Raw genomic sequence first — 23,317 nt, 5'->3', positions numbered from 1 at the left:
TTTTATTATCTTAGCAAAGAATTTTGCTGGCATTAAATCATTATACGTATGAACCTATTATTAATACCTTATTCTCATACATTTTATTCCTCTCAAAAAGCTTATTACATTTGCCTTGTATTTTAGGGCTGATGTCCCACAAAGCTATTTAATATAACTGCTGGCTTTATATAATTGATACTATAATAAACTCCTCCACTTATTATGATTTTTTTACAAGCAAGCCTCTTCCCTACCGAGTTTTATCTGGTTATTCCCCATGTAATACTGGCGCATCTATGCGGTGTGCATTATCTGTTCTGGCAAATTCAGCCACGCTACCCTCATTTTAGTGCGCTCGGTAAAATCGCCAGTTGGGTAGGTTTTGCCATAGTACTATGGCTGGCCTTTTATGCCCTGCCAATCTGGATAACCATCTTTGGGGTAGTATCAAAAGCATCGGCACTGGCAGCCAACAATTTTACGGTAGCATTGGTAGCCACTTTATTTATTGGCCTGATGATACTCGAATCATTTATCGTTTATAATCATTTTTTCAAAAAACGATTAAAACAGTTTTCGGGCTCTTATTTCGCCTTGTCGGTAGTTATCAGCATTTTTGCATTTATAGCAACCTTTGCTATGTTCGGCTACCTTACCAAAGACGTAATCCTGACCGAACTAAACCACCCGAATTATGCAATGAGTAGATAATATCTTGAACTTTGATTTACCTGATTTTAGTGATTTACCTGATTAATTTGTAATTATAATCTTTATGATTTCAAATAATAATCATTTATTCAGAATTTGAAATCATAAAAATCAGTTTAATCAGGTAAATCAAAGTTCAGGACGATTCTCCACCGGAAAATACATCTCAAAAACACTTCCTACGCCTATTTCTCCTGATGCACTAATGAAACCCTCATGGTTTTCTACAATTTTCTTTACAATAGCCAGCCCAATACCCGTGCCCGGATACTCGTCTTTGCCGTGCAGTCGCTTAAATACCTGAAAAATCACCTCGTTATACTCAGGCTCAAAGCCAATACCATTGTCTTTAAAACTGATATGGTGGTAATCAAGGGTTTTATCAACGTCTGTTTCGTCTATTGTACTACCCGGCACTACTTCATAGCTGATACTTATATGAGGGTTTACATCAGCCTTTGCAAATTTCAATGCATTTGTCATCAGGTTGGTAAACAATTGCTCAAACTGATACCGCACACAACTCAATGTAGGCAATTTGGCTGAAGCTATCACTGCATTTTTTTGTAATATAACCTCCCTGAGCTGCTCCTGAATCCCCTCTATCATCGAGTTGAGGTCTACGTTTTCAAAGTGCCGCTCGGCAGTATTAGCTCTTGAGTAGGCCAACAAATCGAGTATTAATTGTTGCATTCGCTTCGAGGCATTCTGCAATCGGTTGAAATAATCTTTGCCTTTATCAGACAAATTATTTTTTTCAATCTCCTGAATACGTGCCGAGAAGGTCTGAATCTTCCGCAAAGGCTCTTGCAAATCGTGGCTCGCCACATAGGCAAACTGAGCCAGTTCGTTATTCAGTTTACTGAGTTCTTCGTTCGAGTCTTCCAACTGCTGTGTGCGGTGTTTCACCTGTTCTTCAAGGGCATCGGTAGATAATTTCCAGTCGTGCACATCAGTACTTGTACCCACCCACATAACCACGTTTCCGTCATGGTCTTTTTGTGGCAGTGCACGGGTCAGTTGCCAGCGATATTGCCCATCGTGCCGCCTGAACTGATGCTCGGTCTTAAACAATTCGCCTTCGGCAACAGCATCAAGCCAATTTTCGGTAGCATCTTCTTTTTCCTCAGCACGGAGCAGTTTCAGCCAACCCTCATGCCCCAGCTCTTCGGCGGTCATTCCCGAATAATCGGTTATCGAGTGGTTGAAATAATTCATATTGCCCTCAGCATCACTTGTCCAGATATGCTGTGGCATCGAATCAGCCAATAACCTGAATTTTTGTTCTCTTGTCTCCAGTTCTTTCTGGTAATTCATTTCATTGCTTACATCACGCACCGTTCCTAAAAGCCTGTAAGGCTTATTATTTTCATCATAAAACACCTTGCCTTTAGCCTCAATCCAATGCACACTTTTATCATTCCAGACAATTCTCGACACATACGCAAGCACACCGCTTTTGTAGGCCTCTTTAAATGCCTCATCTCTGACTAGCCTATCTTCAGGGTGCAAATGATTCAAAAGGTCGGGGTGCGAAAGGCTGGCATCTCTGCCATACCCAAAAATTTCAAGATACCTTGGCGAGTAACTCACCTCACTTGTTACCGGATTCAGCTCCCATGTTCCCAGGTCGCTGGCATCCAGCAATACTTTCAGGCGCTCTTCATTTTCTGAAATCAGCCGCTCATTTAATTTTTGGGCGGTTACATCTCTGGCAATTTTAGAAGCACCTATCGTTTCGCCCTTAGTGTTTTTCACAGGCGAAATCGTAAGCGAAATATCTATCGTTGTGCCATCTTTGCGCACCCTTCGGGTCTCAAAATGCTCAATCCGCTCGCCTTTTTTCAAACGGCCTACAATCTCATCTTCTTCCTGCAGGCGGTCTGGCGGCATTAGTTTTGATATATGCTGGCCTATCATTTCATGGGCTTTGTAGCCCATAATCCGCTCGCCTGCATCGTTCCAGCTTTTTATCACGCCATCAAGGCCCTTGCTCAGAATCAAATCGTCTGACGACTCCACAATGGCCGCCAGCATTGCCATTTTCTCTTCTGCATTTTTAGTATTCGTAATATCTTTTACTGTACCTAGCAGCCTCACAGGTTTGCCCTCTTTGTCATAATAAACATTGGCATGGGTTTCTACCCATTTTTTTTCACCATCAGGCAGCGTAATACTAAACTGATAATTCAAATTTCCGGTCTTTAAAGCTTCTTCATAAATCAGCTCACGGTCTGCTTGGTTTTCGCCAAGCTGCATCGTTTTCAGATACGCCTCAATATGCTGTTGCCCGCTTACACCAAAAATCTCATTCATGGCCTCAGAGGCTAATACCTCGCCAGTTAGCATATTATAATCATAAATGCCCAGATTACTGGCCGCAACCGCCAACCTCATACGTGCCTCAAGCTCCTCTACCTTTTTATGGGCGTTTACCTGCTCAGTAATATCATAGCCTGATAGTATAATGCCAACTACATTGCCACCCTGATTGAGCACAGGCTGAAATGTAAAATTGCCGTAAGTTTCTTTTTTTGTGCCATCGGCTTGCGAAAACAAGAGCGGCATTTCGGCATTTGAATAGCTTATTTTTGACGTATAAACTCTATCAAGAATCTCAAAAAAGCCTTGTTCTTGCAATTCGGGCAAAACCTCATGCATGGTTTTTCCGATTAGCTCACGCTGCCCCACAAAATGTAGGAAAGAAGGATTAGCCAGTTCGAAGACGTAATCAGGGCCTTTTAATACGCAGAAAATACCTGAAGCCTGCCTGAAAAAGTTAAAAATAGCCTGCTGAAAATCTAACTGTATATCTAAATTCGAATCATCAGGGATTATTAATGATGATTGTATACTCATAATCATGAAACTGGTTAAAACCCAAGAAAAGCTAAGGTGTTATTAGTAACTGTTACAAATATAAACAAATGATTGGATTTTTTGTTGGCAAAACCATATGATTGAAGAGGAAAAATACATAATATTTAGTACTGGCTCTCTACAAAAAAACAAGAGCAGAAGTTTAACACCTCTGCTCTTGGTAAAATAGGATACTATTTTACTCTTTTATTCTGGCAATATAAATATCTCCGCTGCCAGCACTTGTAACCGGAGTACTGCCAAATAAATTAATACCTGTAAAATAGCCAGTTATATAGATATTGTTACCTGCATCTATTGCTATATCTTTTCCTTCATCATTATCAATACTACCAGCCCTCTGTACCCATTGTGGAGTGCCATTAGTTGCATACTTGGCAATAAATGTATCTCTCATTCCAACACTTATAAGCGAAAGTTGATCAAAACTGGCAACTGAATTAAATGACCCGGTTACATATGCATTGCCGCTGGCATCGAGTGCCAAACCCAAACTCTCATCATTACCTGTACCACCAGCACTTCTTACCCATGCTAATGTACCTGCCGAGTTGTACTTTGCCACAAAAATATCATTGCCTCCCTTACCACTTAGCATAGTATCAGAAAAATTAATACTTCCGTCGAATATTCCTGTTACATAAATGTTACCATTTTTATCAACGGCTAAATCTGTTCCAATCTCAGTTCCGGCACTTCCATTGTTTATTACCCAATCCCATTTAAGAAGAAAAGGGTCATATTTTGCAATGAAAATATCACCGTTACCTGCACTGGTAACATTAATAGTTCCAAAGCTTGCTGAACTTTGAAAATAGCCTGTTATAAACACAAACCCAGCTGAATCAACAGCAATTCCATAGGCTATATCATTAAGAACCCCTCCAGCTTTTTGCACCCATTTTAAATCTCCAGTGCCATCATATTTAGCAATAAAAACATCATGTGAACTAACACTAGTAATAGTTCCTTTGCCAAAATCAGCCGAAAGTCCAAAGCTTCCTGTAACATATAAATCATCATTTATATCAATAGCCAAAGCAAAACCATAGCCATAATTTGCTGCATTTCCTTGTTTTAGCCATTGAAGTTGTCCTTCACTATTATACTTAATTATAAAAATATCCATAACTCCAACTGCTGTTATAGATAAACTATCAAAACTGGCAGTTCCTTCAAATACCCCTGTTATGTAAACATTCCCACTTTTATCAACTTTTACATTATTCGCATAATCGTAGGCTGATCCGCCTCCATGCTTCACCCATTGCAAAACTCCTTCTTTAGTATATTTGGCAACAAAAACATCAGCTAGTCCGGCACTTACAATCGTATCATTTCCAAATACTGTAGTGCCAGAAATGTATCCGGCAATATATACATTCCCTAGCGTATCAACGGCAATGCTTCTGGAAGATTCACTTCCTACTCCTCCTACCGACCAAGCCGTCATCGATGGTGTGTTTAGTTCAACATCAGTCATCAACCTTGCCCACTTGGTACCATTATAGAGGCGCAAACATCTAAAGGTTACATCGTAGGCAATATCGCCGCTTTGTGGGTTAGGTAAGGCCATAAGGGCGTCATGGCTTAAACGGGGATACAAATTCGGGGTAGCCGGAGTAATACCATCGGGGGTGATTGTTACATTTTGTGCAAAACTGAATGAAATTGATAGAGAGAAAACAAAAAGAAGAGAAACAGCGAGTAAAGATTTCATAGCAAAATTGTTTAGTTTCAGAAATGGTTAAAACCAAATATAAGAACTAAACAAGCCTGCATCAAGAAAAAGTAGGCATATTTATCTTTCGGTATTTATCATTAAAAACCTAGTAATTTAATGTCAAAAAGAAGATTCAAAGCATGATTAACTTCATACTCAAAAAACATATTTGCATAACTATTCTATGCCATTACCTAAAAATCGGTAAACTCATTTCCCATTCCGAAGTTAGTATTCTTCTGATAGTTTCAAGGTAAGCGTTATAAGAATCGGGTTTGGTCAGAAACAGGTTTGCACCTGCGCCATAAGCCTTTTCAACCTGATTGCGGTTTTTATCGCTCGTGAGCACAACCGAAAATGTATTATTCCACCTGTTGTTTTTTCTGATTTCTTTCAGGCATTGAATCCCACTTTTTTTGGGGATGTTCACATCCAAAACCACTACATTATAAGTCGATGATTGTGCGGCTTTAAGTTTATCCATCAACTCTTTACCATCGTTCACGATTGTAAGCGTAGTCGGCAAACTCATTTCTTCAAGTGCCTCCTGGAATATCTCCTGATATTCGGCATCTTTTTCGGCTAATACAATATTATACATAATACCAAGTGTATTTAGTTCTGACAATATAGCTACCAGTATAGTTTAAGCACTGATGTTATAAGATAGAAAGCACAAACGTATAACACGAAAAAGCACGAGATGTAAATGGTGTTTTTAAGGGGGAAGCACTTTATGGTATAAAAAGAGGAAACCTTAGTAAATAAGCATAAAAAACCATGCCAATACCTGATTTTGAGAAAATATTGTATGGATTTTCTCACTTATTACAAAATTAAACAAAAAAAATCCGTAATTGTTTCTAAAAGCACGCAAAAAATTTACATTTCACAGAAAGATAATATAGCAGAGGGCATGGGGCGAAGGGCAGAGGGTGAAGGGCAGAGGGTGAAGGGCAGAGGGTGAAGGGCAGAGGGTGAAGGGCATAAGGCGAAGAGTTTGGGGTGAAGAGCTTGGGGTGAAAGGCTTGGGGCGAAGAGCTTGGGGCAGAGGGTGCAAATGCATTTGATGTGCCTGAAAACTACCTTGTTTAGTGGGCACACCAAATGCATTACTTATATTCTCCAATGGTGTTATTATAAAAACTTATCCAAATACATCAATATTTCTTTTGTTTGCTTCATCAGGCTCACATGGCTTTGATTAGGCATAATAGCCAGTTGTGATTTGGGCATTGCGGCCATATCAGCCGAAATACCCCCTCCCAACAACTTATATGTTTTTGCCAATTCGACTTTGTCCATCCCATCGTTATCGCCCGATATGATTAGCACAGGCGCCGTTAATTTTGCTATGTTGTCGTCGCCCAAATCAAATGGTTCTCCGGCCGAGGCAATCATTTGCTCCAGAAACTTTGTCCACTTTGTTTTATCCGGTGCTACGGCATCGTAGGCAGTTTGCAAAGGCGAATTTGCAAAAAACTCAGGTTTCATTATTTTAAAAACACTGCTTACTTCGGGCACCCAACCCTCGGTTTTATGAACAGAGGAAATAATAACCAATTTTTTCAATCGTGAAGGGCTCTGTATCGCAAACTGATAGGCTACCTGCCCGCCAAAACTATAACCAACTATATCTGCGCTCTCAATTTTCAGGTAATCCATCACTTTCTCTACATCGCTGGCTAAAGTTGCCCGTGATAGTTTTCTTTCCGAAAAAGGCGTATGCCCGTGCCCCTGCAATTCTAAAGCAATTACTTTTCTTGTTTTTGCCAATTCAGGTATTAACTGCCCCCAATTCATTTCGATAGTATAATAAGCACCATGTAGTAAAACAATAGGCTCACCGCTGCCATATACTTCGTAATACACTTCAATACCATTAGCTGGTGCGTAGCCACTATTGCTAGGTTTCATTGCTTGCGTGTCGGCTTTAGATGCTGCATTCATAAAATTGCCCGGTTTAGTTTGATTCTTAGTGATAATACAAATATCAGCATCATTCTGTAATTATAAACGGTGCAAAAACGACAATTTAAGGGTAAAATCAGACAAATAATCTCCCTCTTATTTAATCAAACCCAAAGCAAAAGCAAGCTCGGCGTCTTTGTGTTGAAGCAAATCGTCAATGCTCGGTATGATGGTATAATCGGGAATTATACCTCTATTAGCATATTTAGCTTTCTTTACAGCATTCAGGTATTTGAAAAGCGGCACAAAGGCCACAATCTGGCTGTTGGGCAAGGTAACGTCCATTCTTCCGCCCGATGTGTTGCCGTAATAGCCTCCGCCTGTTTCTTCACCTATAAATATGGCTCTATCGTTGCTACGGGCTGTGGCGCAGAAATCGGCCGTAGTAGAAAAACTTCGCCCATTAGTGAGTATATACACTTTTCCTTTAAAGCTGTTGTTTTTAGGGCTCTGCGTACCCAACAAGGGATTTTCTTTCGGCTTCACGACGTGAGTAGTAGAGGCTTTTAAGAAAAAATACCTGAATGGCTTCTGGCTAAGGTAGCTATACAACAAAGCCCCATAATTATCTTCTCCGCCGCCATTGTCTCGTACATCAATAATCAGGTTGGCCGTTTTCTGTGTATTCAGGGCAATAAAAGCACTATCTAAAAACTTAGCAAAATCTACTTTGGCACTACTGAGCCTCCCTTCATCAAACGATTTCACGCTTAGCAAAGCTGTTTTGGTATTCAGTTGTGTCAACTGCAAAGGTTTTGTATTATTTTGCCGGTTCTGATACTCACACTTAAAGTCTTTTACGGCTTTACCCACCAGGTTTATGGTTTGCATTGCTCCGTTTTTAGCTTTGTACTTAACTTTAAACATAGCTTTCCCACCTAAAAGCCAATGATACATAATCGGGAAAGCGCCATCGTTTAGTTGTTGTCGCTTTTTACTCATAATAGCACCGTCAGAGGGCAGGTAGCGATATATCTCTTTAGCGATTTCGCCAATTGGCTTGCCGTTAATAGCCAATAGCTCAGTACCCGGTGGCAAGCCCTGCGCACCTCCGCAAAGCACATAAGCCTTATTATCTACAAAGTACGGATACAGCGGAAACACTTTTTGGTGGTCGTTGTAATGGGCCATTAATAAACGAGGCAGATTGCTTCCTGTGTGCCCATCTTCAATGGCACTTATTACCCAAAGAATCGTCTTGCCAAATTCGAGCGGACTCATTGGTTTCTTCAATGCCCTTGCGCAGCTATCCAGAAGCCTATTTATTGCTTGTTTGCTTTTGTAAGTGTATAAACCTGCGTGGTGTTTCTGTAAAGCTTCACGGAATGTTCTGAAATCTTCTTGCAGCAAAGCCGGGGCTAAGGGTTTATCAACAGCCACATTTACAGGTTTTTTGCTCACAGGTTTAATAGTAGAAATACGTGTATAACAAGTATCTTTTTGGTTTAATACCACCAGAAAATCATACGTTTTACCCGACGATACAGCAAAAGAAACAGAATCAATATCGGTATAAAACGTAATGCATTTAGGTACTATGGGTTCTAAAGCCTGATATACATCGGGCTTTATCTCGGGCGATAGATTCCAGATATTTTTCTGAAAAACTTTTCCGTCACGTATGCTCACTTGCTTTGTATTTGCCTTGACAACAGGTAATGTCTGGGCAAAATTCGGCCAGGCAATCAATACATTGATTACCAATAAAACTATATAACGCATACTTATTCAGATTTTTTGTCAGATTGTTTCAAGAAGAAGAAATAACCCAGAAAGCTGGCGGCAATACAAAAAGCCATGATTGCCAGCGAATGGATTCCCAAAGGCAAAGTGTAGTGAATAGCCGTAAGTGCCACGCCCAGACCCATCAGAATAGCAAACCATTTTATGTTGGCGTTCAGGTCTTCTTTAGGGTTAGTCTTTAAAATAGACGACACCACACTATCGGGCACGCCCTTATCTACAATCTTGTTCCGCAGTTTATTGTCCATAATACGCCTCATTACGGCCAGACAAAACCACATAAATAAGCCTACCAAAAAAATCACCGAAACGGTTCTGAAAACCTCCGGTTCGTAGAGTCCCTCTTGTGCATGAGCCATCGCCGGACTCACAAGGGCTAATAAAATAACAAACAGCTTTTTCATAATTTTTAATTTAATGTTTATGTCAGATTAGATAGGTAAGTCTGTTAAATGTTGCAATTATTAGCTAAAATTTAAGGCTTTCATCTGTGTTTTGTATTTCTGGTACATATCCAGCCCCAGAAAACCCACCAGCCCAAAGGCTGTAACAATCAGCAAGCCAATCAGTAAAGGTTGCATAAAAGCAAAAAGGCTTGCTGTGCTATTGCCAAATAAATAAGCCATTACGCCCACCATAGCCGCAACTATGGCAAGCATTGCATATACCACAGCCCTGTTGTCAGGCACAGGCGCAGGTTGGGTAATTTGCTCCATCACCAAATCGGCCAGCTCAAAATCAAAAGTGGCCTTTTCTTGTTTTTCAATGCTGGCAAACAATAGTTGGTATTGCGCCGCTTGCTGTTGGCAATGCTCACATTGGCTTATGTGAGCAAGTAATTCTTTGTTGCAAGTGCCCCAATCAAGCACATATTGTTGAATCTCCTCGTCGGTCAGATGTCTATTTTTCATAATGCCTCCTTTTTATACCTGCGCAGCAAATTGTCTTTCAGCAATTTTCTTGCTCTCGATAAATAGCTCTTTACCGTTCCTTCGGGCAACTGTGTTATCTCGCCTATTTCGGTATAACTCAGTTCTTCGGTATGATACAGCGTAATGAGCGTTTTATAAACAGGTGAAAGTTTATCTATTTCAGTTTTCAGAATCTCCGAAAGCTCTTGTTTAAAAAAACTACTTTCGGTTTCACTCAAAAATGGGTCAATTACGTTGTTTAGTTTATCGAGCACTTGGTTTTCATCTTCGTCAGTAACACTATCAATCAGCACCAGTTTCTTTTTTTCGAGGTAGCCCAGGCAAGCATTGTAAGCAATCTGCCCTATCCAGGTCGAGAGTTTAGCCTGAAACTGAAACCTACTCAAATGCTGAAACGCCTTCAGGTACACATCCTGTGCCAGGTCTTTTCTGTCGGCAGGGTTTCGTACCATTTTATACACAATCTGCGCCACCAAACCTTCAGTGTTTTTCATGATAATCCTGAAAGCATTAGTATCGCCGCCTAATACCCTGTCGACCAACGTGCGGTCTGATACATTATGTTCTCTGATTATGCTCACTAAGGCATAAGACGGGCGAACGTATAAATTGTTGCAAAAATTCTGAAAATTTCTTAGTACAGCCTGCCACTAGGCAATAATAAAACACGAAAATTATGCTCACCTGCCAACGCCCTATGAGCCTCTTGGGGGGGTGTTTTTTCGCATTAGGGTAGAAAATCTTTTCTAATTACCCAGGTACTTTTTTATTCATACCAGGTTTGTTAGTTTTAATCTTCGATTTCGACAAGAAGACATAGTTTAATATAATTTTACAGCAAAAGTTTGCCCTTTGGGCTTTAGGTGGCAGGTAAAAAAGGGAAGCAGTCTTCCCTTTTTTCTTTAATAATCTATCAAAATAACCCCACCTTTTATTAGGATTTAATAAATAAACATCCACGAAAAACGCAATTTTTGTAGAGCCGTATTGCAATCGCGCGGCGAACCGTACGGCTCTACAGAATTTGAACTTCTTCATTATTTAAATAAACATTTATTCCTTCAATCATAAACTCATTCCACACATACCCACAAAAAACAAAAAAGCCCTTCATCAAAGGGCTTTTTGCGGTTTTAATCATCACATGATTTTGAAGCCAGTCAAACCAAATAAAACTTCATAATAAGTATTTTTGCAATTGTCAGTGCACAAATGTAGCCATTCCGAGCCATACACACGGGAGAGTAATTTTTCTTTTTGGGTAGGTTTCTTATCATTATGCATTTTGCCACACACAACTTATTGACAATACGTTTATTTTTACTCAATGATTTTTATCAAGGCCTTGATGGCTATTAAATCCATACTTATTGTTGATGCTATTAGTCTAAACCTCATATTAGAAAATCGTCCGGTTTAGCTTACCCAAGCAATAACGCAAAAGAGTAGGAAACTTCTCTTTTCTCAGACCAACGCACCTTTAGAGCCAGAACACACCCAAACAAAAAAGTCCTTCCAACCGGAGGACTTTTTGCTTTTTATGAAACGATTTTGCCAGTTTCTAAACCCCTTTTTTAATCACAGCTAAACTGCCATGTTTATAAAACTCTATATGTTTTCTAAGTTTGTTGTACTCCTTTTTTAGGCTTATCGGTACTACTCAAATACCGTATAGGTGCCAGATTGATAGGCAGCCCTGAAACTCAGATACTTGAGCCACCCGCCTTGCTTACTAATATCAATGCCATGTTTGCTGATTTTGAGATAAACCCGCTCCATGTCTCGGTTTGTGCTAATACAGGCAAGGTTGTTTTCGGTTGTTAATAAACTTACCATGCGCCTTACCGCTGTATCAGTCCAGAAACCATCTGGCGAATCAAAAAGATACTCCTCTGTATCACTCATATACAGCTTTTTAAGCAGAATATGTATGATTTCGTTGTCGGAGGTGTCAGGAGTAATATGGCTGAGTGCCGCTGCTTCCTCCAGAATCAAGATGTTAGAATTTACAGCCATTTCAGAATAAAATTAGGATTAGCGTCGATACAATAATTATATACAAATGTATATAATTGCAAATACTCCGATGGGCGGCTATTTTTTTTATTTAGGTAGACTTTTTTTAAGCAAAACCGCCTGTTTATACTTGTATTTTTTACACTTAAAGCCCCTTTTTAGGCAAAATTGAGGCATAAAGGACGATAATCTTAGCAAATAGGGTAGATTCTTTTGTTTTTGGTACCGCTCAATTTGCAGGTATATATATTTTTTACTTGTTTGAAACCACCTCGCTTTTTTTTATGTAACTTAATGCTATTTAGAGAGTCTAAACAGAACTAAGATCCAAAGCAGGTAAAGTACTTAACCTATTTTTTTGTCCAAACCCTATAAAACATAACAACTGTGGTCAAGTTAATCTACTCCTCTATATTAACTAGCCTGGTATTTGCATTGTCGGCTCAATCGCCTCAGATGTTTCATCATTTAACGATTGAAAATGGCCTTGCACAAAATACAATAACGGCTATAGCCCAGGATAACCGAGGCTTTATGTGGCTAGGCACGCCCAATGGCCTAAGCCGATTCGACAGCAAAGAATTCAAGAACTACCGACACAGCCCCAAGTTGCCCGAAAGCATCTCATCAGACTATGTTCATGCGCTTTTATACGACTCTAAGGGAACTCTATGGATAGGTACCAACGAAGGGCTGAACAGATATAACCCCGACACCGACTCTTTTGATAAATTTCAGCATAAACCCAACTATAAAAACAGCCTCAGCAATAATATTATCAAGAATATCTACGAAGACCACAAAGGCAGAATATGGCTTGCTACCCACAATGGTATTACCCGCCTGATTGAAGACGGGAAACAGCTTCGATTCATAAACTACCTGAATAATTATGCGCTGGCAAACAATAAAAAACTACAGATTCAAGATTTTGCCGAAGACACAGCAAAAAACCTCTGGTGTGCAAGTAATTATGGGCTCATTAAATTAGACCCTGACCAAAACCCTGCGGCAACTCAATTCTTTTTTCCTGACCCTTCTCTGAAAGATTATTTCAGTAATTCGATTAATGATATAGCCGCAGGCCAGGACTCTCAACTTATGTTGGGTACTGCTAACGGCAAACTTTATACCTTCGACCCCGAAACAGAGCAATTCAGCAGGTTTCCTACTTTAGTATCAGGCAGCGAGCCTTTCTCTGTTATTTATAAAATTATGCCCTGCCGCAACGGCAAATTCTGGGTTGGTACCAATAATGGTTTGTTTTTAGTAAATCCTGAAACCAAACAGATACAGGAATTTATGCGTGATGCTACCAATCAGGACACCCTGAGCGATAACAATGTTTTGTCGCTTTTCGAAGACAAGCAACATACTGTTTGGGTAGGCACTTATTATGGAGGTATCAACTATACCTATGCAGGCAAAAATGCGTTTAAATCGCTTCCGATACAGCCGGTTAATTCCCGTCATGTTATTCTCCAAAGAATTATAAAAGACCCACAGGGTAAACTATGGTTTAGCTCATTCCATAACAATCTTATGTCTTTCGATAAAGCAAAAGAGAAGTTAATCCCCTTTCCGCTCAGCCTTCCCGATGAAATCAAGTTCAGAGAAATATATTTTGACCGAGACGGTCTGTTGTGGATAAGTACCTCCGAAAACAAAATTATAAGTTATGATATGCGCACCAATGCCTATCATACGTTCGACACCCCTGCAATAGACGGAAAAATAACCACCATCAGTCAAGATAAACAAGGGCTGTTATGGATTGCCACCAACAATCATGGCATTTTTACCCTCAACAAAAAAACGAATGCCATTGTAAGATATACCACCGACAAAAACAGCCCAATCAGGCTTGTCAATAATTTTATAACTTCATTATTGTTTGATACCCGGCAAAATACCTGGATCGGCACCGTGGAAGGGGTTCAACTGGTTCGGCCTGATAAAACAACAGAGTGGTTTCCGACAATTATAAAAGCGCAGGCTTCGTCATACAAAGGCTCGATAAATACGATTCATGAAGATACCAGAGGGAGAATCTGGGTTGGGACTTTCTACAAAGGACTTTTGCAATACGATGCCGCCCGCAGGGCATTTGTAGCCTGCAAAGGCTTAGAGGCTTATGATGACGCCATGATAACCAATATTTTGAGCGACAAAGACGGCTATTTATGGCTAAGCCACGAAGGTGGGCTGCTAAGATACCACCCCGACAAAGAAACTGTACAGAAATATGATTTTTCGGAAGGGCTCACCGGGCAGGAAATTGTACCCGGCGGTGCTTCTCAGAATACCGACGGCGAAATGTTTTTCTGTACCAACGAAAACATCCTGCACTTTTATCCGAACCTTGTACCTATAAACACCCAGATACCACAAGTGGTGTTTACTCAATTAAAGTTATTCAACCGTGTGGTAACAGTTGGTGATTCATCAAAACTGCTCAATAAAGATATTTCAAGCGTGAAACGAATCATTTTTCGTTACGACCAATCTATTTTTACCATTCATTTTGCAGTACTCAATTTCATAAAGCCCCAGAAAAACCAATATGCCTATATGCTCGAGGGCTTTGAGAAAAACTGGAACTACGTAAGCACCCCATCGGCAACCTATACCAACCTGCCCGCAGGAACATACACCATGCTCATTAAAGGAGCCAACAATGATGGTGTCTGGAACCCCAACCCTACCCGGCTTTCAATCATCATTTTGCCTCCGTGGTGGAAAACCGACTTCGCCTATGTAATGTATTGCCTCGTAACAGGGCTAACGCTCTTTCTGGTTATCCGTTTCTTCTGGCTTCGTGAAACATTTCAGAAAGAAACCGAACTGTACCAGGCCAAGCTCGATTTTTTTACGAATATCTCGCACGAAATACGCACGCATCTTACCCTTATCAGCGGCCCTATTGACAGCCTGCTGGCACTTAGAAAAGACGATGCCGAAGTACAACGCATGATGGGCTTCACCAAAAAAAATACCGACCTGCTGCTGAAACTCGTAGGCGAGTTGCTCGATTTCAGTAAACTACAAAGCGGCTTAATAAGGCTGAGCATCACCGAAAACGAGCTTATTCCTTTTTTGAAAAACATCATTTCGTCGGTCGACTACCTGTTTATCGAAAAAGGCATCAAGCTGAATCTTAGTACAAGCACCGAAAACATCAAGCTATGGTTCGATGCCGCCCAGTTGCAAAAGGTTATCTACAACCTGCTCATTAATGCCTATAAGTTTACGCCAAAAGGCGGCAACGTGAGCATCACCGTAAGCCAGACCCCAAGCCAGGTACACATCAGAATCACCGATAATGGCATCGGGATTTCGCCCGAGTACCTTACCAAAATATTCTCAAACTTCTTTCAGATTTTCGACAACGGCTCACAAAATACGGGCTATGGCATCGGCCTTGCCTTATCGAGAAGCATCATTGAGTTGCACAAAGGCGAATTACTGGTTGATAGCCACACCGGGCAAGCCGAAAACCAAACTTGCTTTACTATCAGCTTACTGAAAGGCAATAGCCACCTTGATGCCTATCTGATACATGAGAAACGCTCGGAGCCAACAGAACCAGAGCCAGCAGAAGCAGAGCATAAAGAATTGAATGAAGTAAAAACCAACAAGGTATTGCTCGTGGAAGATAACCCCGAATTAAGGGCCTTCATAAAAGAAGTATTGGGCAAAAACTACGAAATAACAGAAGCCCAAAACGGAAGAGAAGCCTGGGAAATTGTAACCAGCGATATACCCGATGTAGTAATAAGCGATATTATGATGGCCGAAATCGACGGCCTCAACCTTTGTCGCAAGATAAAAGCTGATGTCAGAACAAATCATATTCCGGTGATAATCCTAACGGCCAAATCTGGCATTAGCCACGAGATTGAGGGGCTAAATGCCGGAGCAGATATTTATTTGGCCAAGCCTTTTAATGTTGAATTACTACTGCTTCGCCTCAAAAACCTGCTCGAAAACCGCAGATTGCTTCAACAAAAATACTATCAGTCGATAATGACCGAAACCGACACCCAGGAGTTGAGCCACACGCATGATAAGTTTCTGAACAACATCATAGAAGCCGTAGAAACACAAATTGCCGAGCAGAATTTTAGTGTGCATCAGCTTTCGCACATGGCGGGTATGAGCCTGACGGTTTTGTACAAAAAGCTGAAAGCCGTAACGGGCATGACAGTAAACGACTTTGTAAAATCGGTTCAGATGAACAAAGCCGCCCGCCTACTGCGTACTACTGACCTCACAGTGAGCGAAATATCCTACAAAGTAGGTTTTGAAGACCGTAAGTATTTCAGCAAGGAGTTCAAGAAGCGTTTCGGCAAAACCCCAAGCGAATACGCCCTAGAAAACCGGGTAAAGGCATAGGGCATGGGGCAGAGAGCTTAGGGCGAAGAGCAGAGCCTGTGCGTGGCACGCTTATACTCGTCCGCAAGCGAGCGTGGCACGCATAGCATGGGGCAGAGAGCTTAGGGCGAAGGGCATAGCCTGCGTGGCACGCTTATACTCGTCCGCAAGCGAGCGTGGCACGCATAGCAAAGCCAAGAGCATGGAGCATCGGGCAAAGGCATAGCCCGAGTGGCACGCATAACAAAGCCAAGAGCACAAATTTCACTCCACTTCCAACCTTTTTACAAAAAATATACTCTTTAGGATAATTACCCGTAACATTAAAATCTATGAAAAAACTTATCCTATTTTGTGTGATAGCCCTCTTGACAGGCTGTAAAGAAAAAAACAGTGTTACACCGGCCGACGATATTGTTGGCAAATGGCGACTAGTATCCTACTGCCGACCATCGGGCGGACTAGCTACCGGCTGTGAGGCCATTAAAGTACCAAGCAACAAAGGAGTATATGTAGAGTTTTCGAGCAAAGGCACGTTCAATGAAACCTACCAAAATACAATCGCTGCCGATTATGCTTTTCTGGGTTGTGGCGGAGGAAGCTACACGATAGAAGACAAAAACGTAAGAATCAAAGCCCTGTGTATGTCGTCGCTGAATGGTGTTTTAGTAGAAATCAACTCTGTAAGCAGCAAAAAACTCGTTTTAACCTACGCAATTACAGGCGAATATGTGTTTGAAAGGTAATAGCCCGCGTGTCACGCTTATACTCGCAAGTAAATGAGCGTGGCACGCATAGTAGAGCCCATTTAAACAAGAAAGCCTGATTATATGTTTTGCTATTTCTCATCTTACTTGCTGTGTCTATAATATTCATTAACAAGAGCCTAAGCTGCTTTTGTTCTCCTCTAAATTGATTTTCACAATAGTTACTTCCAAAAAAGTAAATCTTTTTTCTCTTGCACTGTGATTTTTTCTAACTTCTGTACACTAATGGGTTAAGAAACAAAAAACGATACCTTGTTCAGTGGACAAAAAAGAGACATTCATAAAAGCCATAAAAGATAATGAACGACTGATACTCAAGATTGCGTCGGTTTATACCAATAACGCCGACGATAAAGCCGACCTGGTGCAGGAAATCATCTATCAACTCTGGAAATCGTTCGATGCCTTTAAGCAACAGTCAAGCCTCAGCACTTGGCTTTATCGGGTTGCGCTCAATGTAGCTATTTATCAGCTTAAAGTCTCAAAAAAGCGAGTTGAAACTATTCCGATGGACGAGCAACTACTCAATTATCAAGACGAAGACACGAGCGCAATTGAACAGAAATGGGAGATATTCCGGCAGCAGATAGAAGCCCTTAACTTGCTCGATAAAGCGATTATCATGCTTTACCTTGATAACAAAAGCCACGACGAAATAGCCGAAATTGTAGGAATATCCACCAGCAACGTAGGTACAAAAATGCTGCGAATCAAAGAAAAACTAAGGAAACAACACAAAAACAACTAAGGCAATGGAACTAGACGAGCTTAAAAATATATGGGATACCGCCCACGATGCCACCAACACTCAACAAATTTTAAACACTAAAATGATTGAAAAAATGACACAGACCAGATTCAAATCAAGATTACAGAAAGTAGTATTTCATGAGCTGATAGGTGCGCTTATGTGCATTGCCGCCGTTGCGTACATGGCCTTTAATTTCGACAAACTGACAACGCCCTTTTTTCAGGGTTTGGGCATTGTAACGGCTTTGCTTTTAATGGTGTTGCCCATTGTGAGCCTTATGCTGATATGGCAAATTAATTCGCTGGGCAATGTAAGCCAACCCATCGCCGAAACCATTAAGCAATTTGCCACACAAAAACTCCGCTTTATCCGTTTTCAACAGCTAAGTGTAGTTGCAGCTTATATCTTAATAGTATTTGTATTCTTGCTGATGCCTAAATTCACAGGCGGCCGCAGCCTCAACGACAATAAGTATTTCTGGGCATTTGCAGTAGCCTTCGGTTATATTTTCTTATACTTTTTCTCACGAATGGTAATAAAATACTACGGAAACGCCCTGCAACAGGCAGAGGAATTGTTGAGGGAATTGGAGGGGTAAAACCATCAAGTGTGTCACACCTATACTCGCAATAAAAAGGGTGTGGCACGCTTAATTAGGCACTAACTATTAGCAGGGCATATTATTTACCACAGAGTTTCACCAAGTTAGGCACAGAGTTATACGGAGATAGTAATAAGTACTTTGTGAAACTCTGTGTAAAACTCCGTGAAACCCCGTGGTTGAAAATTTCAATAGTATTTTACTACTCCGACTCATCAACAATACTAGTCAGATACCACACATTATCTATTTTCGAAAACAGATGATGTACCGCTTCTCCTGTACCTTTATTGCTAAAAACAACATCTTTCGAGTCGGCCGATTTATGGACTATTTCCAGTTTATTTTTTGAACTTTCTTTTTTTAGTTTCAACAAATCGGTGTGTCGCCAATCGCTTTGCTGAATCAACTTTTCATTTCTTGTTTCTTCATCAAGCACCACTATTTTCAGCGGGAACTTGATTCTACTCACCTGAAAGTCGGTATCTTTACAGAAATCCTTAAAAAACTTTTCAAAACTTTCTTCTTTTTCTTCCACCTTTCCAACAAAACCTGTTACGGTGGCATTATAGTTTTCTACAAAAAAAGAGGTAATTACAAACAGAACAGTAATTAATTTCATGTGTTGATTCTGGGCTAGCTAATCCTTACAATTTAGTTAAGTAATAATATATAAACGAGATTAGTTATCCTATAGTTTTGTATAAATTTTCTGTAAAGAATAAGAAGGCTGAACCTCACAAAGCATGTAAATCAACATCATCTTTAATTACCGTTTTTTCTTTCAGTCCCATTGTTACATCATACAAATCGCCATCTTTAAACAATTCCCATTCAAGCAAAAACTTCCCTTCGCAATTGTATAGCCAATAGGTGGCAATCTCATCAGCTTTGCCGCCTTCAAACATAGATAGTCTAAATATTACTACATGTTCGGTGTTTCTACTTTTAAAAAAACCTTTCGACACATAAAAATCTAATGCCTTTTTTTTCAGAATCGATTTATCGAAAATACCAAAATACACCGATACATACCGCACTATCTGCCAATATGGTTTAACATCTGTTTCTATGGCTTTATCAATCCAAAGTAAATCTTGTGTAGGGTTCTTGATTTTGCACACAGGCACGCTCCCTTCTCCGGGCGGCACATAGTATCTGTCATTATCTTTTTCTTTGCAGGCACACACAACAAGCAGTATTGCGGTGATAATTAAGTAGAATTGTTTCATAGAATTGCTTTAGTCAAACAGCTAAAATGTTTTGTTAATTTTATAAATGAAGCAAATAAAATGTTACTTATTGGCATACTTAAAATCCTTCACAGCCCATTCTCCCCCATCTTTTTTCGACATAAATATGATTAGGTCAACATCTTCTTTTTTGCCATAGACTTTGGTTTGTACACGTAAATCTATCTGTCCCTTGTGTTTTTTGAAAGAGAAGCCCGGATTCTTATCCAGTTTTATAATTTCTCCGGTTTTTTCCTGTATCACCTTGCTGCCATGTATAAAAGCATCCATAATGATATATTCCTGACGCTGGCGTATATACAAACTCCCCAACTCGTAGGCCGACATATACAAAGCCAAGAGCGTTACAAAAATAGTTACCGTTAGCTGTGTGGTCTTTTTTATGGTTGTATGCTCATTAGCTACAACTTCTGTTTTAAAAACAATATCGCCAATGCGTTTATCCAAAACCAGAAACAAAAATACATCGACCGGAAAGGCCACTAAAAAGATATTCCGCAAAAGAAAACTCAGAGGTTTTCCCGATTTACTTACCACCACTAGGTTCATGAAATATTTACCTGGGCTTTGCCCTTTTCTGATGTCTTTTAGCATCAACAGCAAAATAAGAACAGCCGCCGCAGGATAAAGTATTAGGTTAAAATCGACTTTCCAGACAAACACAGCAAGGTCTGTCAGCAAAGCAGTTGGCACGGCGGCAATCAGTAAATCTATCAAAAAGGCGTATATACGTTTTTGGGGCATTGGTATCTGGGTGATGAACTTTCAAAGATAAAGCTATTCGTTAATTTCAGGAAAGAGAACCGATTATTTATGTGTAGAAACTGATATTAATTAACAACATTAAGATGAACGAGGTGTATCAAAAGTTTTTTGCACCAAATAATATTTTGCAAACCCCATCCCCGACCCTTCCCCAACAGTGGGGAAGGGAGGTAAAAGTCCCTCTCCCCATTGTTGGGGAGCGGCCGCCGCTGCGGAGGGATTTAGGGTGAGGGGTCTTTCTTTTCCAAATAAAATCTGGTTACTTTTAGTTTTGAGACGGCCTAATTGCGCAAATAGATGCGACGTAAGCGCAATATTCTTACAAAAAAACTTTACTTTTGCAGAAAAATCCACTTCTTTAAAGAAGTAAAGTTCACAATCTATGAATATCGAATCATCATTAAAATCTGCTATTAAGCAAGCATTATCAGCACTTTTTCAAGTAGAAGAAGACGTAGTTTTACAACCCACCAAGAGTGATTTTGAAGGAAACTATACCTATGTGGTTTTTCCGTTGGTGAAACAACTCCGAAAAAGCCCTGCCGATATTGCCAATGCCATAGGAGAATACCTCAAAACCAACACAACGCACATAAAAAGCTATAATGTTGTACAGGGCTTTTTGAACCTTGTATTGGCCGACGATGTATGGTTTGATACCCTCAACGGTATTCTGGCTGATGCAAACTTTGGTACACTTCCAAAAAACAATCAGTCGGTAATGGTTGAGTACTCTTCGCCAAATACCAATAAGCCACTCCATTTAGGGCATTTAAGAAACAATTTCCTGGGCTTTTCGGTATCAAGAATATTAGAAGCCAATGGCTACAATGTAGTAAAAACATGCCTTGTAAACGACCGTGGCGTGCATATCTGTAAGTCGATGTGGGCTTATCAGCAATTTGGCAATGGCGAAACGCCTGAGTCGTCAGGTCTGAAAGGCGACCACCTTGCGGGTAAATACTACGTTATTTTTGATAAACATTACAAAACCGAGATTGAAGCCTTGGTGCAAGGCGGCATGAGCGAAGAGGAAGCGAAGAAAAACGCTCCGGCCATTAAAGCCGTGCAGGAAATGCTAATAAAATGGGAACAAGGCGACGAAGAAACCGTAGCCCTGTGGCGCAAAATGAACGACTGGGTTTTTGCAGGTTTCAACGAAACTTATAAGAAAATCGGCGTATCGTTTGATAAAACCTATTATGAATCGAACACCTACCTATTGGGTAAAGATATAGTTGAAGAAGGCTTAAGCAAAGGCATTTTCTTCAAGAAAGAAAACGGCAGCGTTTGGATTGATTTAAAAGAAGAAGGTCTCGACGAAAAACTGGTACTTCGTGCCGATGGTACGTCGGTATATATCACACAAGATTTAGGAACTACTGACCTTAAATTTCACGATTTCAACAACGATAAATCGATATGGGTGGTAGGCAATGAGCAAGATTACCATTTTCAGGTATTGTTTGCCATCATGAAAAAACTGGGCCGCAGCTATGCCGACGGTTGTTATCACCTGAGCTATGGCATGGTTGATTTACCATCGGGCAAAATGAAATCTCGTGAGGGGACCGTAGTTGATGCCGATGATTTAGTGGCCGAAATGATAGAAACGGCAGAAGTAACCACCCGTGAGCGTGGCAAGATTGATGATTTTGACAAAGAAGAGGCCGATGCGCTCTTTCAGATGATTGCTTTGGGTGCTTTGAAATACTTCTTGCTGAAAGTAGAGCCTAAAAAGAAAATGTTGTTTAATCCGGCCGAATCGATTGATTTTCAGGGAAACACAGGGCCGTTTATACAATATACGCATGCACGTATCTGCTCAATTTTGCGCAAAGCTGCCTCGCAGGGTATCAGCGTAGATGCGCAGGTAAAAAACGTAGCTATAGAAAAGGCTGAAACCGATTTGATTTTTGTTCTGAGCGAGTATCCGGCTGCCCTTGCCAAAGCAGGCAATGAGTATGCGCCGTCGGTAATTGCCAACTATACTTATGAGCTAGCAAAAACCTTTAATCAGTTTTATGCCGAAATCTCGATTATGAACGAAACCGATGCCGACAAAAAACAATTCCGTTTGGCATTAATAAAATCAGTTTCAGAAACAATTCGTAAGGCAACTGCGTTATTAGGCATAGACGTTCCGAACAGAATGTAACACCCCAAAAATCTCAATTCTAAACAATCGATTAAAATGAAAAAGAGCATCATTTTAGCATCTCTAGCCCTACTCACAATTGTTGGCGTAATGGGTTTCCGTACTATCAGCCGAATCTATTCCGACAAAAGCCTTGGTCGTCCTGATGCGACAGCACCAAAAGGCTCGTTTTATGATTATTCTTTAAAATCGCTTGATGGCAAGCAAACCATCGATTTCAGCAAATACAAAGGCAAAAAAGTAGTAGTATTGAATGTGGCTTCAAAATGTGGATTTACCCCACAATATGCCGACTGGCAGGCCTTTCACAAACAATACGGAGACAAGATTGTAGTATTGGGGATTCCGGCAAACAATTTTAAAGGACAAGAACCGGGTTCTAGCGACGAAATCGCTGAGTTCTGCCAAAAAAACTACGGTGTAACTTTCCAGATGCTTGAAAAAGTAAGTGTTGTTGGCGACGACCAACACCCATTATACCAATGGCTAAGCCACAAAGACCTGAACGGTTGGAACGACAGCGCGCCAAGCTGGAATTTCTGCAAATACGTAATCAACGAAAAAGGTGAACTTACCAATTTCTTTGCATCGAAAGTAAAACCAGACAGCGAAGAGTTCAAAAAAGCTGTAGGGATTTAATTCAATAAATTAAGCGCATTTGCGTAATTTTGCAAAAGAGTGAAGATTCAT

The 23,317-nt window shown here is 40.4% G+C and carries 20 protein-coding genes; 8 read left to right on the top strand and 12 right to left on the bottom strand.

Going from position 1 to position 23,317, the window contains the following annotated elements:
• Nucleotides 1-204: 204 nt before the first annotated feature.
• Nucleotides 205-693 carry a hypothetical protein gene (locus WAE64_RS19510; RefSeq protein WP_340239346.1) on the top strand — a complete coding sequence of 163 codons (489 nt, stop codon included), beginning with the start codon at nt 205-207 and terminating at the stop codon, nt 691-693.
• A gap of 129 nt (nt 694-822) precedes the next feature.
• Here WAE64_RS19510 and WAE64_RS19505 read toward each other — a convergent pair whose 3' ends face one another.
• From WAE64_RS19505 to WAE64_RS19465, 9 genes are all read right to left on the bottom strand, one after another.
• On the bottom strand, nt 823-3,552 hold the full coding sequence (locus WAE64_RS19505) for a PAS domain S-box protein (protein WP_340239345.1): 2,730 nt from the start codon (nt 3,550-3,552) through the stop codon (nt 823-825).
• Nucleotides 3,553-3,751: 199 nt separating this feature from the next.
• A complete protein-coding gene (locus WAE64_RS19500; protein WP_340239343.1) occupies nt 3,752-5,293 on the bottom strand; it encodes an SBBP repeat-containing protein in 1,542 nt (513 codons plus the stop codon).
• Between the two features lie 193 nt (nt 5,294-5,486).
• On the bottom strand, nt 5,487-5,924 hold the full coding sequence (locus WAE64_RS19495) for a response regulator (RefSeq protein ID WP_340239342.1): 438 nt from the start codon (nt 5,922-5,924) through the stop codon (nt 5,487-5,489).
• Nucleotides 5,925-6,433: 509 nt separating this feature from the next.
• Nucleotides 6,434-7,246 (bottom strand): alpha/beta fold hydrolase, encoded by an 813-nt coding sequence (locus WAE64_RS19490; protein ID WP_340239340.1) that lies wholly within the window; start codon nt 7,244-7,246, stop codon nt 6,434-6,436.
• Nucleotides 7,247-7,363: 117 nt separating this feature from the next.
• Entirely contained in the window at nt 7,364-8,989 is a 1,626-nt protein-coding gene (locus WAE64_RS19485) for a S41 family peptidase (protein ID WP_340239337.1), read from the bottom strand.
• Nucleotides 8,990-8,991: 2 nt separating this feature from the next.
• Nucleotides 8,992-9,414: a hypothetical protein gene (locus WAE64_RS19480; RefSeq protein ID WP_340239335.1), complete on the bottom strand. Its 423-nt coding sequence runs from the start codon at nt 9,412-9,414 to the stop codon at nt 8,992-8,994.
• Nucleotides 9,415-9,474: 60 nt separating this feature from the next.
• On the bottom strand, nt 9,475-9,921 hold the full coding sequence (locus WAE64_RS19475; RefSeq protein WP_340239333.1) for a DUF1129 domain-containing protein: 447 nt from the start codon (nt 9,919-9,921) through the stop codon (nt 9,475-9,477).
• Complete coding sequence (locus WAE64_RS19470) at nt 9,918-10,523, bottom strand: RNA polymerase sigma factor (RefSeq protein ID WP_340239331.1); 606 nt, start codon at nt 10,521-10,523, stop codon at nt 9,918-9,920. Before WAE64_RS19470 ends, WAE64_RS19475 begins: the two co-directional genes overlap by 4 nt.
• Nucleotides 10,524-11,598: 1,075 nt before the next feature.
• Nucleotides 11,599-11,958: a hypothetical protein gene (locus WAE64_RS19465; protein WP_340239330.1), complete on the bottom strand. Its 360-nt coding sequence runs from the start codon at nt 11,956-11,958 to the stop codon at nt 11,599-11,601.
• 456 nt (nt 11,959-12,414) lie between these two features.
• On the opposite strand from WAE64_RS19465, the gene WAE64_RS19460 reads away from it, so the two are divergent.
• The 5 genes from WAE64_RS19460 (at nt 12,415) to WAE64_RS19440 (ending at nt 18,448) form a co-directional block, all read left to right on the top strand.
• Entirely contained in the window at nt 12,415-16,353 is a 3,939-nt protein-coding gene (locus tag WAE64_RS19460; RefSeq protein ID WP_340239329.1) for a hybrid sensor histidine kinase/response regulator transcription factor, read from the top strand.
• Between the two features lie 73 nt (nt 16,354-16,426).
• Complete coding sequence (locus WAE64_RS19455) at nt 16,427-16,558, top strand: hypothetical protein (RefSeq protein ID WP_340239328.1); 132 nt, start codon at nt 16,427-16,429, stop codon at nt 16,556-16,558.
• A gap of 106 nt (nt 16,559-16,664) precedes the next feature.
• On the top strand, nt 16,665-17,078 hold the full coding sequence (locus WAE64_RS19450) for a lipocalin-like domain-containing protein (RefSeq protein ID WP_340239327.1): 414 nt from the start codon (nt 16,665-16,667) through the stop codon (nt 17,076-17,078).
• A 280-nt stretch (nt 17,079-17,358) separates the two neighbouring features.
• On the top strand, nt 17,359-17,847 hold the full coding sequence (locus tag WAE64_RS19445) for an RNA polymerase sigma factor (RefSeq protein ID WP_340239326.1): 489 nt from the start codon (nt 17,359-17,361) through the stop codon (nt 17,845-17,847).
• Between the two features lie 4 nt (nt 17,848-17,851).
• Nucleotides 17,852-18,448 carry a hypothetical protein gene (locus tag WAE64_RS19440; RefSeq protein WP_340239325.1) on the top strand — a complete coding sequence of 199 codons (597 nt, stop codon included), beginning with the start codon at nt 17,852-17,854 and terminating at the stop codon, nt 18,446-18,448.
• Nucleotides 18,449-18,653: 205 nt separating this feature from the next.
• Here the strand turns inward: WAE64_RS19440 and WAE64_RS19435 are convergent, their stop codons facing one another.
• From WAE64_RS19435 to WAE64_RS19425, 3 genes are all read right to left on the bottom strand, one after another.
• Nucleotides 18,654-19,073, bottom strand: a complete 420-nt coding sequence (locus WAE64_RS19435; protein WP_340239324.1) for a DUF4348 domain-containing protein — start codon at nt 19,071-19,073, stop codon at nt 18,654-18,656.
• 115 nt (nt 19,074-19,188) lie between these two features.
• Nucleotides 19,189-19,683, bottom strand: a complete 495-nt coding sequence (locus WAE64_RS19430; protein ID WP_340239323.1) for a hypothetical protein — start codon at nt 19,681-19,683, stop codon at nt 19,189-19,191.
• A gap of 63 nt (nt 19,684-19,746) precedes the next feature.
• Nucleotides 19,747-20,448 (bottom strand): RDD family protein, encoded by a 702-nt coding sequence (locus WAE64_RS19425; RefSeq protein WP_340239322.1) that lies wholly within the window; start codon nt 20,446-20,448, stop codon nt 19,747-19,749.
• Nucleotides 20,449-20,851: 403 nt separating this feature from the next.
• Here WAE64_RS19425 and argS point away from each other — a divergent pair, with 403 nt between their 5' ends.
• Nucleotides 20,852-22,627 (top strand): arginine--tRNA ligase, encoded by a 1,776-nt coding sequence (argS, locus tag WAE64_RS19420; protein ID WP_340239321.1) that lies wholly within the window; start codon nt 20,852-20,854, stop codon nt 22,625-22,627.
• Between the two features lie 36 nt (nt 22,628-22,663).
• Entirely contained in the window at nt 22,664-23,266 is a 603-nt protein-coding gene (locus WAE64_RS19415; RefSeq protein ID WP_340239320.1) for a glutathione peroxidase, read from the top strand.
• The last annotated feature ends 51 nt before the right edge of the window (nt 23,267-23,317 follow it).

The sequence above is a fragment of the Emticicia soli genome (assembly GCF_037860775.1).
GTDB lineage: Bacteria > Bacteroidota > Bacteroidia > Cytophagales > Spirosomataceae > Emticicia > Emticicia soli.
This window is presented reverse-complemented; position numbering and strand designations above follow the sequence as displayed.

Bases quoted from the DNA above. Each gene is read 5' to 3' on its own strand.
- WAE64_RS19475 (WP_340239333.1), bottom strand. From the start codon at position 9,921: ATGAAAAATAGACATCTGACCGACGAGGAGATTCAACAATATGTGCTT.
- WAE64_RS19435 (WP_340239324.1), bottom strand. From the start codon at position 19,073: ATGAAATTAATTACTGTTCTGTTTGTAATTACCTCTTTTTTTGTAGAA.
- WAE64_RS19485 (WP_340239337.1), bottom strand. From the start codon at position 8,989: ATGCGTTATATAGTTTTATTGGTAATCAATGTATTGATTGCCTGGCCG.
- WAE64_RS19480 (WP_340239335.1), bottom strand. From the start codon at position 9,414: ATGAAAAAGCTGTTTGTTATTTTATTAGCCCTTGTGAGTCCGGCGATG.
- WAE64_RS19460 (WP_340239329.1), top strand. From the start codon at position 12,415: ATGTTTCATCATTTAACGATTGAAAATGGCCTTGCACAAAATACAATA.
- WAE64_RS19430 (WP_340239323.1), bottom strand. From the start codon at position 19,683: ATGAAACAATTCTACTTAATTATCACCGCAATACTGCTTGTTGTGTGT.
- WAE64_RS19510 (WP_340239346.1), top strand. From the start codon at position 205: ATGATTTTTTTACAAGCAAGCCTCTTCCCTACCGAGTTTTATCTGGTT.
- argS (WP_340239321.1), top strand. From the start codon at position 20,852: ATGAATATCGAATCATCATTAAAATCTGCTATTAAGCAAGCATTATCA.
- WAE64_RS19505 (WP_340239345.1), bottom strand. From the start codon at position 3,552: ATGAGTATACAATCATCATTAATAATCCCTGATGATTCGAATTTAGAT.
- WAE64_RS19490 (WP_340239340.1), bottom strand. From the start codon at position 7,246: ATGAATGCAGCATCTAAAGCCGACACGCAAGCAATGAAACCTAGCAAT.
- WAE64_RS19440 (WP_340239325.1), top strand. From the start codon at position 17,852: ATGGAACTAGACGAGCTTAAAAATATATGGGATACCGCCCACGATGCC.
- WAE64_RS19415 (WP_340239320.1), top strand. From the start codon at position 22,664: ATGAAAAAGAGCATCATTTTAGCATCTCTAGCCCTACTCACAATTGTT.
- WAE64_RS19450 (WP_340239327.1), top strand. From the start codon at position 16,665: ATGAAAAAACTTATCCTATTTTGTGTGATAGCCCTCTTGACAGGCTGT.
- WAE64_RS19500 (WP_340239343.1), bottom strand. From the start codon at position 5,293: ATGAAATCTTTACTCGCTGTTTCTCTTCTTTTTGTTTTCTCTCTATCA.
- WAE64_RS19465 (WP_340239330.1), bottom strand. From the start codon at position 11,958: ATGGCTGTAAATTCTAACATCTTGATTCTGGAGGAAGCAGCGGCACTC.
- WAE64_RS19425 (WP_340239322.1), bottom strand. From the start codon at position 20,448: ATGCCCCAAAAACGTATATACGCCTTTTTGATAGATTTACTGATTGCC.